The 15,571-nt window shown below is 65.0% G+C and carries 14 protein-coding genes; 4 read left to right on the top strand and 10 right to left on the bottom strand.

The window, feature by feature from the left end:
* Positions 1–20: 20 nt before the first annotated feature.
* The 6 genes from AC1RUS_RS13995 to AC1RUS_RS13970 form a co-directional block, all read right to left on the bottom strand.
* The gene (locus AC1RUS_RS13995; protein ID WP_492917076.1) at positions 21–2,123 is read right to left on the bottom strand and encodes a GumC family protein; all 2,103 of its coding nucleotides are present in this window, start codon (positions 2,121–2,123) and stop codon (positions 21–23) included.
* 120 nt (positions 2,124–2,243) lie between these two features.
* Positions 2,244–3,449: an outer membrane beta-barrel protein gene (locus AC1RUS_RS13990; RefSeq protein WP_492917074.1), complete on the bottom strand. Its 1,206-nt coding sequence runs from the start codon at positions 3,447–3,449 to the stop codon at positions 2,244–2,246.
* 149 nt (positions 3,450–3,598) lie between these two features.
* Positions 3,599–4,012 (bottom strand): hypothetical protein, encoded by a 414-nt coding sequence (locus AC1RUS_RS13985; RefSeq protein ID WP_492917072.1) that lies wholly within the window; start codon positions 4,010–4,012, stop codon positions 3,599–3,601.
* Between the two features lie 180 nt (positions 4,013–4,192).
* Complete coding sequence (locus tag AC1RUS_RS13980) at positions 4,193–4,795, bottom strand: polysaccharide biosynthesis/export family protein (protein ID WP_492917070.1); 603 nt, start codon at positions 4,793–4,795, stop codon at positions 4,193–4,195.
* A 130-nt stretch (positions 4,796–4,925) separates the two neighbouring features.
* A complete protein-coding gene (locus tag AC1RUS_RS13975; protein ID WP_492917068.1) occupies positions 4,926–5,774 on the bottom strand; it encodes a transglutaminase-like cysteine peptidase in 849 nt (282 codons plus the stop codon).
* Between the two features lie 399 nt (positions 5,775–6,173).
* Positions 6,174–7,016: an aldo/keto reductase gene (locus AC1RUS_RS13970; protein ID WP_492917066.1), complete on the bottom strand. Its 843-nt coding sequence runs from the start codon at positions 7,014–7,016 to the stop codon at positions 6,174–6,176.
* Positions 7,017–7,138: 122 nt separating this feature from the next.
* Here AC1RUS_RS13970 and AC1RUS_RS13965 point away from each other — a divergent pair, with 122 nt between their 5' ends.
* Positions 7,139–8,647 carry a glycosyltransferase family 39 protein gene (locus tag AC1RUS_RS13965; protein ID WP_492917064.1) on the top strand — a complete coding sequence of 503 codons (1,509 nt, stop codon included), beginning with the start codon at positions 7,139–7,141 and terminating at the stop codon, positions 8,645–8,647.
* Here AC1RUS_RS13965 and AC1RUS_RS13960 read toward each other — a convergent pair.
* On the bottom strand, positions 8,644–9,930 hold the full coding sequence (locus tag AC1RUS_RS13960; RefSeq protein ID WP_492917062.1) for an O-antigen ligase family protein: 1,287 nt from the start codon (positions 9,928–9,930) through the stop codon (positions 8,644–8,646). The two genes, AC1RUS_RS13965 and AC1RUS_RS13960, sit on opposite strands and share 4 nt — an antisense overlap.
* Positions 9,931–10,042: 112 nt before the next feature.
* Positions 10,043–10,294 carry a hypothetical protein gene (locus AC1RUS_RS13955; protein WP_492917060.1) on the bottom strand — a complete coding sequence of 84 codons (252 nt, stop codon included), beginning with the start codon at positions 10,292–10,294 and terminating at the stop codon, positions 10,043–10,045.
* A 261-nt stretch (positions 10,295–10,555) separates the two neighbouring features.
* Between AC1RUS_RS13955 and AC1RUS_RS13950 the strand changes: the two genes are divergently transcribed.
* The gene (locus AC1RUS_RS13950) at positions 10,556–11,212 is read left to right on the top strand and encodes a sugar transferase (protein WP_492917058.1); all 657 of its coding nucleotides are present in this window, start codon (positions 10,556–10,558) and stop codon (positions 11,210–11,212) included.
* A 7-nt stretch (positions 11,213–11,219) separates the two neighbouring features.
* Positions 11,220–11,345: a hypothetical protein gene (locus AC1RUS_RS13945; RefSeq protein WP_492917057.1), complete on the top strand. Its 126-nt coding sequence runs from the start codon at positions 11,220–11,222 to the stop codon at positions 11,343–11,345.
* Positions 11,346–11,357: 12 nt separating this feature from the next.
* Here AC1RUS_RS13945 and AC1RUS_RS13940 read toward each other — a convergent pair whose 3' ends face one another.
* Positions 11,358–12,101: a class I SAM-dependent methyltransferase gene (locus AC1RUS_RS13940; RefSeq protein WP_492917055.1), complete on the bottom strand. Its 744-nt coding sequence runs from the start codon at positions 12,099–12,101 to the stop codon at positions 11,358–11,360.
* 124 nt (positions 12,102–12,225) lie between these two features.
* Positions 12,226–13,077, bottom strand: a complete 852-nt coding sequence (locus AC1RUS_RS13935; protein WP_492917053.1) for a metallophosphoesterase family protein — start codon at positions 13,075–13,077, stop codon at positions 12,226–12,228.
* A gap of 275 nt (positions 13,078–13,352) precedes the next feature.
* Here AC1RUS_RS13935 and AC1RUS_RS13930 point away from each other — a divergent pair, with 275 nt between their 5' ends.
* Entirely contained in the window at positions 13,353–15,494 is a 2,142-nt protein-coding gene (locus tag AC1RUS_RS13930) for a GumC family protein (protein ID WP_492917051.1), read from the top strand.
* Positions 15,495–15,571: the final 77 nt, after the last annotated feature.

Raw genomic sequence — 15,571 nt, 5'->3', positions numbered from 1 at the left:
CGCAGAGGCGTTTTCGCCCCTTAGTCCTGATAATAGCCCTGGTAGTGGCCGTAGTAGTAGGACGGGTCGCCCGCGCCGACCGAGAGCCTCGCGCGCGTATCCACCATCGACAGCATGACGCCGGACACCGGCGAATTGTCCTGGGCCAGGCGATCCAGGGCGGTGCGGATCGCGCGGCGCGGGGTCTTGCCCCAGCGCGCGATGAACAGCACGGCGTCGGACATGCTGGCCAGGACGCGGGCGTCGTTGACGGCCAGCACCGGCGGGCAGTCAAGGATCACGTGGTCATAGCGCTCGCGCAGCACGTTGAGCAGATCGAGCATAGCCTTGGTGCCGAACAGGTCGCGCGGCGTGAACGAGGCCTTGTGAAGGGGCAGGATGTCCAGGCCCTTGACCGAGTCCTTGACGATCGCGGCTTCCAGGGTCGCGGCGCCGGTCAGCACCTCGACCAGACCGATGGCCGGCGGCTCGGCCATCAGGCCTTCCAGCGCGTTGCGGCGCAGGTCGCAGTCGACCAGGATGACGCTCTCGCCGCTCATGGCCATGACGCGGGCCAGGGACACTGAGCTGACGGTCTTGCCTTCGCTGGGCAGGGTCGAGGTCAGCGCGATTACCTTGCGCTTGTTGTCGATCTCCGACAGCCGGATGGCGCTGCGGACGCTGCGCATGGCCTCGGCGAAGCCCGACATCGGCCGGGCCACGACATAGTCCCAGGGCGCCAGCGTGCGGCCTTCGAACTGTAGCGTCTTGCCGGTCAGCAGCGGGGCCGACGAGATGAAGCTGAGCCCCAGGTCGCGCTCGACGTCCTCGACGGTGCGCACGCCGTTGTCGAACAGCTCGGCGATGAACACCGCGGCCGAGCCGAAGATCAGGCCGAAGGCCAGGCCCAAGGCCGCGAACAACGAGGTGTTGGGGAAGTACGGCTTGGTGGCGACGCTGGCCAGCTGCAGGATGCGCGCCTGGGCGGAGCTGCTGTGCTCCTCCTGCTTCATCTGCTGCATCGAGGCGGCGATCTGGCTGAAGATCGTGCGCTTGGCTTCGGCTTCGCGTTGCAGGCTGTCGGCTTGCACCGAGGCCTGGTTGTTGGTCGCCAGTTGGCCCGTCAGGCCGGCCAGGTCGCGTCGCAGGCTGCTCGCACGCGCCGCGGCGGCGCGGGAGTCGCTCTCGAGGCCGCCGACGATGCGCTGGGCTTCGTCGTGCAGCTGGCGGTCGATGCCGATGACCTGCTGCTCGATCTTGACGGTTTCGGGGTGGCGCGGACCATAGCGGGCGTCGATCTCGGCGCGATTGCGCTGCAGTTCGGCGCGCTGGCGGCGCAGCTCGGTGATGGTCGCCGAGTTGAGCACCGTCGACACGGAGTCGACGCCGCCGGAGGCCATCTGGCTGCGGGCGGCTTCGTAGTTGGAGCGCGCGGCGGCGGCTTCGGATTCGGCCGTCGCCAGCTGCAGGGTCAGGGTGCTGATCTGCTGTTCGGTGATCGTGCCGCCGTTGGCGCCGGTGACGATGCCCTTGGAGGCCTTGTATTCCGCCAGCTGGGCGTCGGCGCGCTGCGCCTCGCCGCTGGCGCTGTTGAGGCGCTCGGACAGCCAGTCGGATTGCTCGGTCGCCGCCTGAATGCGCGAACGCACGCTGGACAGGATGTATTCGCGGGCGAAGGCGTTGGCGATCTTGGTCGCCTTGCCGGGGTTCGAGGACCGGAAGCGCAGCGCGACGAGATAGGTGGTGCCCTGACGATTGACGTCCAGGTGGCGCATCACGTTGTCGGTGGCCACGTCCTCGGCGGGCGAGGACGCCTTGCCCATCAGGCGCGCGCGCAGGCCGGGCGGCGGAGCGAATTCGGGATCCGAGGCCAGGCCCAGGGTGCGGACGACGTTGCGGGCCAGGTCGCGCGACTGCATGACCCGCACTTCGCTGTCGACCATGGCCTGGTCGGGCGGAGCGCCGCGGGCGAGCGCCTCGATATCGATAGCCGCCTTCTGGGTCGGGTCGACCCGGATGGTCGCCGTCGCGTCATACATCGGCTTGAGGATCAGAGAGGCGATGATGGTCAGGGCGAGGACGCCGACCACGACCGCGACGAAGAGCTTCCAACGGCGAAGAAACGCGCCGAACAACTCTTTCAAATCGACAGGGCGCCCTGGAAGAGCGCCCTGTCCAACTTCTGGCTCGCGAAGAGCACCAACCATCGACATCTTTTATCCCAGCAACGGACCTGCGTTCGCTACTTTATGACGCAGGAATGATTAACGCTGGAACACCACAGACAGTGCAAACTTCGTAACTTTGTATTCCGGACCGATTTCCGTGGGGATACCGGACGATTGGCGGTCGGCGTGAGACACGGTCGCGCCCAGGCCGATCGAGTTGTTGACGAAGTAACGGCCGGCCAGGGCCAGGTTCACGACCTTGTCGGTGCGCGAGATGCCTTCGAACTTGTCGTATTCGTAGCCGGCGGCAGCGCTGACGATGAAGTTGCGGTGCAGTTCATAGTCCGCGCCGAGCGAAGCCGTGTTCTGGAAGTAACCGCCCGAGTTGGTGAAGGCGGCGTCCTGGACGGCCCGTTGGGCGACCAGGGTCAGGGTCAGCAACTGGCTGGGGAAATATTCGATCTTGGACGAGAGGCCGACGCCGCTCAGATCCTTGAACGCCGGCTGGGCGTAGTCGCGCTTGACGTAACCGATGCCGAACTCGCCCCGCGCCACCGAGGTCAGGTCGAAGTTGGCGCCGACCAGGACGCGGGTGTTGTCGTTGTCGCGCTTTTGCGCGAACGTGCCGGTCTTGTAGCTGTTTTCGCCGTAGGTCGCCTTCAGGAACACCGCGGTGTCCGGGCTCAGCGCGACGTCCGTGCGGCCGCCCAGTTGCCAACCGTCATAGTCGCGGTTGTCCTGGTTCACGTTGCCGGTGACGTTCTTATAGTCGTAGTTCCGGTAGGACATGTCCACCGAAGCGCGGACGCGATCCTGGCCGTAGGTGCCACGGCCATAGACGCCCTGGATCTCGACGGGAACCGGCTTGGCGTTGTTCTGGCTGCCGCTGATGCTGCCGCGCTCTTCATAGACGCGCTGGGCGTCCGCGCCGCCGACCAGGAAGGAGTCGCCGTACACGTCGACGCGACCGTCGCCGCGAACCGTCCAGCCGGTGGTGTTTTCCGAACTGCGGTCGACATAGCGACGCGAATTGACCGCGGCCGAGGCGCGCAGGGCGTGACGGCCCCAGTCGCTCTGAATCGAGACCGACGGGTCGATGTTGAAATAGGTGTCCGAAACCTTGTTCGACTTCGTCACGTAGACGTTGTCGGTGTGGTTTGCGCCCAGGTTCAGCTTCGGCAGGATCGTGAAGCCGCCGGACTTGATCCCCAAGGCTTGATACTCGGGGCGTTCGCGCTCGAGCACACTGGTGTTCTTGCCGCGACCATAGAATTCCGGAACTTCATAGTCCGTGCTCGGCACGAGGCTCTGCGCCGCTGCGCTTCCCGCGACGACCCACACGGCCAACGTCGCAGCCATAGATAACCTGATACACATTGGGTCGATCCCCTTAACCCATCGATAGAGAGAGCAAAGCTTAAGCGCGCGCCGGGTTCCGGCGCGCGCAAGTTTTACTGTCCGTAGTTCGAGCCGCCGCCGCCGCCCGAGAAGCCGGGCGAACCGGCCGACGGAACACCGCCGAAGCCGCCCGTCGCGCCGGTGGCGCCGCCAGTGCCGTTCGAGGCGTAGGCCTTGCTCAGATTGGCGGCCGCCTTGGCTGCGGCGGGGCTGATCCCCGGCGTGCCAGCGACGTTCGTCAGAGCCGCCGCGATCACCTGAGCGTCGTAACCCGACATGGCGTCGACGAAGAGGCCCGTATAGGCGCCTTCCGAAGCCGTCTCGGATTGAGACTTGGCGATGGCCAGCAGCTTGGCGGTCAGCGCGCTGACCTGCGATTGCTGTTCGGCGGTGAGCGTGGTGGCCGCGGTCGCGGCGCTAGCCACGACCGGAGCGCCGGCCATGGCGAGCAGAGCAACGGCCGCCACGGAAGCGACTCGCTTCGTAAGAGAATTCTTCACGGTCTTGGTAACCATTGTCGGCTCCGTATACGTGCCAAAGTTAGACATAACTTAGGTTTCCCGTACAACAAACGGGCCAATTAATAAACGCTAAAGTAAGATTCTGCCGGAATTTCGCGCCAGGCGCCTATTCCCTGGCGCCGAGACTCAGAAATAGCGCTCGCCGATGCGGATGGTGTCACCCGGATGCAAAGGCGGATTGTCGTTGATCGAATACTTGGTTTCGGCCGCCTCGCCAGCGCGCTTCAGATACACGTGACGCTTGTCGGCGCGGTAGGTGTAGCCATTGGCGGTCGCCACGGCGCGCAGAACATTCAGACCGGTCGAGTAAGGATAGTCGCCCGGCTTGTTCACTTCGCCCAGAATGTAGAACGGACGGAAGATCAGCACGTCGATGCTGACCTGCGGCGAGCGGAGATAGCCGGCCGCCAGCTTCGTCTCGATCTCCTTGCGGATCTCGGTGGTGGTGCGGTCCAGGGCGGTGACGTCGCCGATCAGCGGCACGGCGAGCTGGCCGCTGGCGTTGACCAGGAACTCGCCCGACAGGTTAGGTTCGTTATAGACAAGGATGCGGACCTTGTCGCCCGATCCGAGCTTGTAGTCATCGATCTGCGGAGGCGGCAGAACAGCCGCGGGCGCGGGTGCCGGGGCCGTCGTATCGGTGGTCGTCTGACCAAACGCCTCTACAGTCGAAAGCGCAGCAACGCAGCTCGTGGAAAACACTACGGCCAGCAAAGAGCGGCGGTTCATGGGCTTACGCCTCCAAAAAGTAACACGGTTTTATAGGTCGACCGGGTTACCCGCGCAAGCGACTGCTGCGCCGCACAATATTAACGGCGGCGAATAATGCGGCGCTCGGCGGGAGCGCCGGCCTCTGCGCTTAGAGCGCGGGCGACAGAGAAGCGACCTGCACGTTGCGAACCGGGGCGGTCGACGCGTCGACCAGGCCCCAGACTTGCGGATTTTCGCGCGACTGGCGCTTGACCCAGACATAGGGCGCATTGGTCCAGGCGGTGACATACGGGGTGCGGTTGTCCAGGACGAAGTCGCCATCCTGGGTGTGGGCGATCAGCACGGCGTGCATGCCGATGTCGGCGCGGAAGGCCACGGCGAAGAACAGGTCTTCCGGCGGATAGCCGCGCTCGATCAGCTGGGCGCGCTTTTCGATCGCGAAATCCTCGCAGTCGCCCGACGCCTTGCCGCTCACGCCCGGACGGTTCCACAGCTCGTCGACACCGTACAGCGCCTGGTCGCTGATGGCGCGGACCCGGCTGTTCACGAAGCGGTTGACCTTGTTGAGCATCTTCATGCGGTCGTCGGCGCCCATCGAGCCCGTCGCGGCTTCGCTGTCGCCGTCGCGCACAGCGACGTCGGTCGCCGGAGCCGGCGGGGTCGAGGCGGTCAAGGAACCGTAGGACAGGGCCGGACGCAGCATCGTCGCGTCCAGCGGCTCGGGGCCCGAGACCGACGCGGTCGGCGCCCAGGACGCGGTTTGCAGCAGGCCGGTCGGCGCGGCGACAGCGACGCGCGCCTCGACATACCGGGCGGGCGCTTCATCGTGGCAGATCTGCGGACGGATGTTGCACATGTCGGTGTAGCCGCGCGGCGCGTCGACCGATTGCCCCAGAGGCATGAACGGCGCGGTCGCGATCCGCGGCGCGGCCTGCGTCGTGGCGCAAGCGCCAAACAACACGGTGGCGACCAGGCCGGCAAATACTGACATACGCATAAGCTTGTCCTCTCTGTCCTTGAGAGGAGAATTACAATTTAGCTTTTAAATGCCCCTGAAATTACTGAGTAAACAACATCCTAAGTACACTTAGCGTTAATGGTAAACAAAGCGTCTGCTTGCCGTTAACACGGAATGAACATTGAATTAGGATTCGTTTAACTACAAAATTGTGCTGATAAGAGTTTCTGTGGTGCAGTTTCGTCGAACCGCGGAATGCGACGCCGCCTCATCGCTCGCTGGGCTGGAGCGCGGCCTCGCAAACGGCCATCCGAGCCAAGGCTCTGCAGGCCAAATAGCCACGCGGAAATCGGTCGCTCACCGAACGCCAGCGCGGCGAGATCGGCGACCAAGTGATTTTAGTTCATATCTTTCAGAAACTTGCCCCGATCGCGGGCGTCAGCCGCAGACCTTGGCCAGTTCGGCCAGGTGATCGAGACGGCCCGTTCCGGCGATCACCGTGGCGACCTCGGGACGGGCGTTGGCGGCCGCGACGGCGGCCACCGGCGGCAGCGCCGGCTGGAGCCGGATAACCTCTCGAGCCATGATCGCGATGTTCCGTCGAGCGACCGCCTCGGCGAGGGGATCGGCCGAAAGCCGCTCGATCAGGTCGTAGGGCAGCTGCAGGATCGTCAGTTCCGACAGTGTCAGTGCGGCTTCGATCTCGTCCCAATGGTCGCAGGAAGCGCCAAAATGTCGCGCCTTTCCTTCAGCTCTTAATGTCGGCAGCAGATCGCGGACGGCGGGATCGGCGTAAACACCGACCGCCGGGCCGTGTAAAAGGACCGCGTCGACATGGTCCAGGCCGAGCCGGCGCAGCGAAGCCTCCATCGCCGTCCGAAGGTGGGCGGCCGAGAAGTCCTCGCGCATGACGCCTTCGCGCTGGGCCGTCACGGCGCCGCCCCCGCCGCGCAGGGCGAGCAAGGGCTTGAGGATCGGCTTCAGCGGGCGCGCCACCCGCATCTTCCATGAAAAGGTCTTGCCGAACTTCGTGACCACGAACGCCTGGTCTCGCCGCGACTTCAGCGCCCGGCCCAGTTCACGCTCGCTGTCGCCCTGGCCATAGATGTCGGCCGTGTCGAAGACATTGACCCCCAGGTCGAGCGCCGCTCCGATCAGGGCCCGCGATTGCGCGGGCGTAGCGGAATTGCCGAACGAACCGACACGGCTGAGGCCCAGGGCCAGGCGCGAGACGGCGCACGGCTCGCCCGAAATCGGATCGATGATCGACGACATGCGCATGAGGTGGTTTCCGTCCAGGCAGACGCGGGCGAGCGCCAAGGCTGTGCTAGCATTTGCCTTCGAGGAAAGACTAGAGTCCGCCATGGCGCCGCTCGCGGATAGCCGCAGTCGGGAGCCTCGAGATGCAGTCATCGCAGGAAATGCGTTGGACCCAGCCACGCCTGATCGGCGCCGCCGGGGTCGTCGTGTTCGCCCTGGTCCTGCGACTGGTCGCCCTGCCCCACCGCGCCCTGTGGCTGGACGAATTGCTGTCGGCCGAGTTCACCACTCACGGACCGTTCAAGACGCTGCTGACGATCCTGCGCTTCGATGTTCACCCGCCGCTCTATTACCTCCAGCTGAGCGTCTGGGGCGCGCTCGGACACAGCGACGCCTGGCTGGCGGCGAACTCGATCTTCTGGAGTGTGGCGGCGGTGGCCCTGCTGCTAGCGACAGCCACGCGCTGGTACGGTTTTTCGGTGGGCCTGTGGGCCGCGATGCTGCTGGCCGTGTCACCCGCCGTGCTGGCCTATGCCGACCAGGTGCGGATGTATTCCTTCATCGCCTTCCTGATGATCCTGACCTGGGACGCGGTGGAGCAATGGCTGAAGTCGCCGTCGATCAAAAGCGCGGCCTGGCTGGTCGCGACCCAGATCCTGGTCACCTATTCGCACGCCGTCGGCCTGCTGATGCTGTCGGGCTGCGTCGTCTATGGCGGCGTCCGGCTCCTGCTGGAGCGGGATTTCCGTCGGATCGCCCACTGGATCGGACTTGAGGCCGCGGTCCTCGTCCTTTCGGTTCCGGCCCTGGCGGTGGGGGCCATTCACAAGGTCCCGCACGTCGGCATGCCGACGCCGGCGGAGCTGGCGGCGACCTGGACCTTCCTGTCGACAGGATCGCCAAGACCCGACGGCGCGCACGCACTATTCGGGCTGGCCTTCCTGGTCCTGCTGCTGATCGGTCTGTCGGCGCCCAGATCTCGCCTGCAGATCGCCTGTCTGGTCTTCACGCCGCTGCTGGTCGCGGCCCTGGTCAGCTACACCGTCAGACCTGTCTGGCTGGAGCGCATCTTCGTTCCGATGCTGCCGCTGATGATGCTGGGCCTGGCCCTGGCCGCGCACCTCGACCCGGATCGGCGCGGCCGAACCATGCGAATGGCGGTCGCGGGCGTGGCCGCCGCGTGGCTGGTCTTCGCGGTCGCCGATCCCGGCTGGCGTCCGAAGGGCGACGGCTTCCGTCCGGCGGCGGACCAGCTGCTGGCCCAGGCCAGGCCCGGGCAGGCGATCGCCATGAACGAAGCCCTGGTGTTCTGGACGATGATGCGCGACCTGAACGGTCCCGACTGGGGCGATCCGCTGCGCGAGCAGACGGAAAGCGCGCGCTGGCAGCCCGTGCTCACGCGCCTGCCGAGCGGCGTCAGCGCCATCATGACCCCGGCTCGCCAACCCCACGACGTGAAGGGCGCCAAGGCCGTTCTGCTGGATGAGGGCGAGGCCTGGCCCGATCCCCAGGGCGACCTGTTCGTGGTGTCGGGCGCGATGCCCGCCTCGCCGCCGCCGCCCCAGGCGATCGCGGGACGCACCCTGGTCGACCGGCGCGACTACGAGCGGATCATCGTGCAGCGCTGGCGCCGTGCTGCGTCGCCGAACTAGCCGGCGATCGCCCGGCGGGTGTTCACCGGCGCTATGCGGGCGGCGGCAGGCGCGGCCTCGCCGTCGATGCGCCAGGCCAAGGCGGCGGTCACGATCAGCACCAGGGAATAGACGTTGCCGGTGTTGAGGCCCACGCGCTCGACCAGGCCGGTGAAGATGTAGGCCAGGATGAAGGCCATGCAGGCGATCTTCGGACCTGTCGGCGTCCGCAGCGCCTTGGCGCAGGCCATGCCCAGCGCCCCGAAGATGAAGATGACATAGCCGATGAAGCCGATGATGCCGGTCTCGGCCAGGGTCGCCAGATAGCCGTTGTGCGCCGAGGAGTCCGACAGCAGGTACTGTTCGTGCTGGCGATAGCCGACTCCGACCCAAGGATGGGCGACGAACAAGTTCCAGGTTTCGATCCAGGCGTGGGCGCGGCCCGTCGCGCCCGAGCCGACGCCGCGCAGGGGGTCCGACAACATCATCAGGTCATTGGCGACATAATCGCCGCTGAGGATCGCCACCACCAGAACGGCCAGGCCGATGGCCAGCCAGAGCCAGGCCTTGCCGCGGATCGCGACGAACAGGACGCCGGCGACTGCGGAATAGGCGACCACCAGGGCCAGCATCGAACCCCGGGACTGCGTGCAGCTCAGGACATAAAGGCTGAGACCGACCGCGAAGGCGCGCAGCAGCCAGCCGCGCAAGCCAATGACGATGATCAAGGTCGTCTGGGCGATGGCACCCCAGTAGTTGGGCGCGGTTCTCCCCATCAGGCGCCCCCACGCGAAGTCGTGGTCTATCAGTACGGTGATCATCGACACGCAGTTGACGATGACCAGCGAGGTGAAGAACGACCGCAGAAGAACGTTGCTGTCGACGTCCGTCGAGATCAGCAGGATCATGCAGAGGAAGACGTAGAAGACGATGGCCACATAGGCCGCGTCTCGCAGGTCGTAGAGCGCCAGATAGCTCAGCGGGATCGACAGGCACACACCCACAATGCCGAGGACGAAATACTTGGCGCGACGGAAATCCAGGCTGCTGCCGAACGCCGCGACGAGCGGCGCGATGATGCCCGCCAGAACCACCATCAGCAGGGCGGCCGCCAGCGCCGGCGAGACTTCGCGCGACATGCTGAAGGCCTTGATGCCGATGCCGATCTTGGGTCGGTTCGCCAGGTCAAGAAAGGGGATGATCCCGATCCAGACGCCCATGATGGCGCCCGTCAGGGTGCTGACGGCCTTGGTCGACGCAGCGCGCGCGCTGGTTCCGCCCATGGCGACACTGCCAGCTGTCATGTGTATGCCTCGATCTCACCAACCGTCCCGCCACGAAGGGCGAAGGACCGCTCGCCCCGCATAGGTCGAGACGAAGCGCTTGGCAAACTTTCCGGCAACTGAAACGGTTTTGCTAGAGCAGCGCGCCGACAATCATCGCAATGACCGTCCAGCAGGCCAGCGAGGCGCCGACCATGCAGGCCAGACGACGACGGGCCGACCAACGGGGTTGAACCGCCAGGGCGGCGTCCAGCGCGCCTTGCATCAGGCGGGCGGGGCTGGGCGTCGCGACGTCACGCGCGGTCGCGGCGCGCAGGGTGACGACGGTCACGCGCGGCTCGTCCTGGAGTTGGTCGCTCTTCGCGACGATGTTCGCCTTCAGCATCATTCTGCCCCGCACCAACGTGCAGGGAAGCATTGTCATATAACGCCCTAATAAATCGTCATCGGGAATGGTGAAGCTGGGGTTTCCCAGAGTCTCAAAATATTAACCACAAGATTCGGAGGACTCATTTCGCCTCGCCTGAATCAAAACATGACTCTTCCTGGCAACGAAAATTTGTGGGCGCGAATTTCGCATAGTAAATGGAATGCTTATCGCCTAGGAGCGTTCGTGTACCAAAGCGAGACAACTCGGACGGCGCCCATGTTCGCCAGCACCTCGGCGGCTGTCACCAAATCTTCCTCTCGCGCGCCGCTGGACGCCTGTCGGGTGCTGGACATCGTCGGCGCGCTGGCCGCCCTGGTGTTCTTCCTGCCCGTCCTGGTCGCCACGGCGATCGCGGTGAAGCTCCAGGACGGGGGCCCCGTCCTGTTCGGCCAGACGCGTGTCGGCTTCGGCGGCCACGCGTTCAAGTGCCTCAAGTTCCGCAGCATGCTGGTCGATTCAGAACGTCGGCTGCAGGCCGTTCTCGACGCCGATCCGGCCGCCTACCAAGAGTGGCAACGCGATCACAAGCTGAGAGACGATCCGCGCACGACACCCCTGGGCCGCTTCCTGCGCGTATCCAGCATCGACGAGCTGCCGCAGTTGCTGAACGTGCTGCGCGGCGAGATGAGCCTGATCGGCCCGAGGCCGATCGTTGACGCTGAGATCCCGCGTTATGACCGCTGGTTCCGGCACTATATTTCGGTGAAGCCGGGCATATCGGGGCTGTGGCAGGTGAGCGGGCGCAGCGACATCTCGTACCGCCGCCGCGTCGCGCTCGACATTCTCTATGTCAGCAAGCGCTCCGTGATCCTGAACCTGTGGATCATGATGCGCACGATCCCGGCGGTTCTCATGCGCTCCGGCTCATACTGAGTCCGACATGACTCCCGAACTGGCCCTGCTGCTCGGCGCGATCGTCGGATCGGCGATCGGGGTTTTCGCGGGCCCGAGTTTGATCCTGCCGGCGTTGCGCAAGGTCTGGGCCCGGCTGTTCCCAGACCAATAGCCCGCGCGGCGCCTACTTCGTCAGCACCATCAGCGTCGACCAGGCCTGCCAGCGCATGCCCGGAATTCTGAACAGGGCCCGATCGAGCTTCGTCGTCCAGTCGTACAGCCGCTCGCCGAAACCGGAGTTGCGGAAGGGCACGGAGGCCAGCGACGTCAGGGCGTGGAACTCCCAGTCGTTCTTCTGGAACAGCTCGTCGGCGATCTTGTAGTCGGCGCTCACCAGCGGGTGCTCGTCGATGGTTCGCGCGCCCGGCGTGGCGGCGCGATAAAGATTGATGATCGGATTATAGCCGAGAGGCTCGGCGAAGACGGCGACGCCGCCCGGCTTCAGCACGCGCGACACTTCTTCCAGCGACTTGCGGGTGTCGAGGTGGTGAATGATGCCATGACCGAAGACGAAGTCGAACGCGCCGTCCTCGAAGGTCATGTTGTGGGCGTCCATCGTGTCGAACAGGGCGTTGTCCAGCCCTTGGGCGGCTGCGTCGGCCCGCGCCGCGTCGATGGCCACGTCCGAGATGTCGATGCCGTGCACTTTCTTGGCGAACGGCGCGATGCGCAGCGCCCAGTCGCCCTTGGCGCAACCGTAGTCGAGCACGACGGCGTCCCGTGAATGTTCGACGACCAGCTTCTCGTAACGGTCGTCACAGGCGCGCAGCGCGAAATAGTACTTTTCCTGCGCGACCCGGGTTTCCTCGGCGAAGCGTTGATTGTGGTATTCGCGTTCGCGATCCACGACCGACGTGCTGGCATTCATCGAAACGTTCCGGTTACGAGGGTTGTCTGGCGCGAGCTAGATACATGCAAAGATGTCCGGCAGATATCCGGATCTCGGCAAGTGCCGCCCGAAACACCTCATGGCGCACTCGAAACGGGCGAATTCAGGTCCGAGCCTGCAGGATCATTCTTTCGGAACCCCTAAGTCGGACCGCCGTCAATATTCCCGAGGCATAGGCCCCGGTGTCGACGCCGATGCGCGAACGCTTCAGCTCCGGTCCGGCGGTGGGCGTGTGGCCATGGACCACGACCTTGCCGGGATAGGGCTCACTGGCGTTGAGGAACGCTTCCCGGATCCACAAAAGGTCTTCTTCAGTCTGGTCTTCGAGCTTCACGCCAGGCCTGACGCCCGCATGCACGAAGACGTAGTCGTCGCGGGCATAACTCAACCGCATCGCGCTCAGGAAGGCGTGGTGCGACGCCGGCAAGGCGGTCCGGAACGCCGACTGCACGCCCGACCATCCCTTGGCCAGACCCGATCCGGCCAAGTCCAGGCCGTAGGATTGCAACGTCGTCCCGCCGCCGTGCTGCATCCATTGCGGGCCGATCTCGACATCGTCCAGGAAGAGCAACAGCGCTTCCTCATGGTTGCCCTTCAAGGCGACCACGTCGCACCAGCCCTCGGCCTCAAGGCTGATCGCCCGCTCGACGCAGCCCGCCGACTCTGGGCCCCGATCGACCAGATCGCCCAACAGCACCACTGTCGGCCGGGCGTCCGATCCGTTCGCCTCGACGTCCCGACGGATCGTCCGCAACAGGCCGTCGAAGAGATCGCGCCGTCCGTGCACGTCGCCGACTGCGTAGACCACACCGGAAATGCTGGGCTGGCGCGCCGCCGTCTGCCTGACGCGCGCCACCGGACGCGATGGAGGCTGTGGCCGGCGCTTTCCAATCCCAAACACTAAAAGCGCCCTTCCCCGATCCATCCCCGTCGCGATGCCCGCGACAACCCGCATGCCGCGAGCAGTTCTATAGAATATCACCCGACCTTGGCGCGGCAAGGACCCCGCCTTCCAAGCAGAATCCTCGATCACAAGGCGCCCGTGCGTCCCACTTGGGGACAAATGCCGTCACTTTGCTATTCATTATGGTTGACGCGCCTCTCAGGGGGCGAAAAGTCTTCATTAGGTCGTACGGCTAATGTAGAGGACGTTGCAGCAGATTACGTTGGGCGGCTAAAGCCGGGCGCACTTATCGCCGGGCTTCGGAAAATCAAGCGGTTGGAGCGTCAATGGTTGACACGAATGTAGGCGGACAAACGGTCGGCGCTTCCAGTAGGGGACTCGACCTGTCGGGCTTGGCGGCGCGCTATGTCAGACATATTCCGCTCGTGCTTGGCGTCGCGGCGGTCGTCCTGATCGCGGATATCGCGTTCACCTGGAGCCAGACCCCTCAATACACCTCCACCGCGACCGTCTTCTATGCGCCGCGCAAGTCTGAAGTGGGGCGAGATAACAACACGGCGGGCAATGACGATGTCGCCCGCAACCAGGCGGTCGACACACAGGTCGAAGTGCTGCGCTCGCCGGCCACGGCAGACGCCGTGATCAAGAACCTCAAGCTCGACCAGGATCCGGAATTCGCACCTAGCAAGAAGATAAGCGACCCGGCCCTGGCGCATGACGCCCTGGTCGACAGGGTCGTCAGCAACCTCAAGGTGCGCCGCGTCGGCCTCACTCTGCTGCTCAGCGTCAGCTACACCAACGCCAGCCCGAGCAAGGCCGCGCGCATCGCCAACGCCTTTGCCGAAGCCTATATCGCCCGCCAGGTCGACGTGAAGCTGGGCTCGTCGCGCGACTCCAACGTCCTGCTGAACGCCCAGATCGACGACATGCGCCAGAAGCTGGAAGCGGCCGAGATCGCCGTCCAACAATACAAGGCGGCCAACAACCTGCTCGGTTCGGACGCCGGCGGTGGCATGCTGACCCAGCAGGAAATTTCCGCTCTCAACCAGCAACTGGCGACGGCCCGCGCGGCCGAAGCCGAAAAGGTCGCCCGCTATCGCGCCGCCCAGCGTCAGCTGCGCAGCGGGTCGAACGGTGAAGACGTTGGCGAGGCCCTGGGTTCGCAGACCATCACCGAGCTGCGCCGCCAGCGCGCCGAGGTCAGCCGTCGCGTGGCCGACCTGCAGGGCCGCTACGGCCCGATGCACCCGGACCTGAAGAACGCCCAACTGCAGTTGACTGACATCGACCGTCAGATTCAGGCTGAAATCAACCGGATCATGTCGAACCTGTCGGCCCAGACGGAAGTCGCGCGCGGCGCCACGGCGTCGATCGAAGGCAGCCTGTCCAACGCGCGCGGCACCCTGGCCAGCGGTAACGCCGCTTCGGTCAAGCTCGGCGAACTCGAGCGCAACGCCGAAGCCGCCCGCTCGCTGTATCAGACCGTGCTGACCCGGGTTAAGGAAACCGCCGCGCAGCAGGCCGTTACCCAGGCCGACTCGCGCGTGGATTCGGCGGCGACCCCGCCGGCTAAGCCTAGCTCGCCCAACAAGATGCTGAACCTGCTGCTGGGCGTACTGGCAGGCCTGGGTCTGGGCGTCGTGGCGGCGTTCATCGCCGAGCAATGGAACGCCAAGCTGACCTCGATGGACGAAATCGAGGGCAAGCTGGGCCTGCCCTTCCTGGGCGCCATCCCAACCGTGGTGTCGTCGATCACCAAGCCGACGACCCGCAACCCGCAAGAAGCCATCCTGGCCCACCCGCTCTCCAGCTTCGCCGAGGCCTTCCGGGGTCTGGGCACCGCATTGGTCTATGGCAGCGGCGGCGCGACCGTTCGTACGCTGGCTCTGACCTCGCCGGTTCCGGAAGAAGGCAAGACGACGACCTCGATCTGTCTGACCCGGGTCCTGGCCATGGGCGGCACCAAGGTCGTTCTGGTCGACTGCGACCTGCGTCGCCGGTCGCTGAACGTGCTGTTCAATGAAGAGCCCCAGTTCGGCCTGATCGAGATCCTCGAAGGCAAGGCGACGATCGAACAGGCCCTGATCCTGGACGAGAAGAGCGGCGCGTTCGTAATCCCGCTCGCCAGGAACGCCCACTTGGCGCAGTCGCCTTTCGCGTCGCCTGCCATGGACAAGTTCCTGGAAGACCTGAAGGCCCGCTTCGACCTGATCATCCTGGATACGCCGCCCATTCTGCCGGTGGTCGATACGCGCGTCTTGGCCCAGAAGGTCGACGCCCTGGCGCTGCTGGTCCGCTGGCGCTCGACGCCGCTGCGCGCCGTTCGCGCCGCGATCCACGAACTGGAAGCCGTCAACGCGCCGATCAACGGCGTGGCGCTGACCCAGGTCAACATGGCCGCCCGATCGTACGCCTACGGCTATCAGGCCTACTACAACAAGGACTTCAAGAAGTACTACCTCGAATAGAGGTTCTATCGAGTCGAAAACCAAAAGGGCCGTGCTCCACAGCACGGCCCTTTTTTCTTTATCGCTACACTCGCGGG

It is taken from the genome of Caulobacter sp. GW821-FHT10F06, from assembly GCF_058809215.1.
Note: the sequence above shows the minus strand (reverse complement) of the source record. Positions and strands in the feature narration are given on the sequence as shown.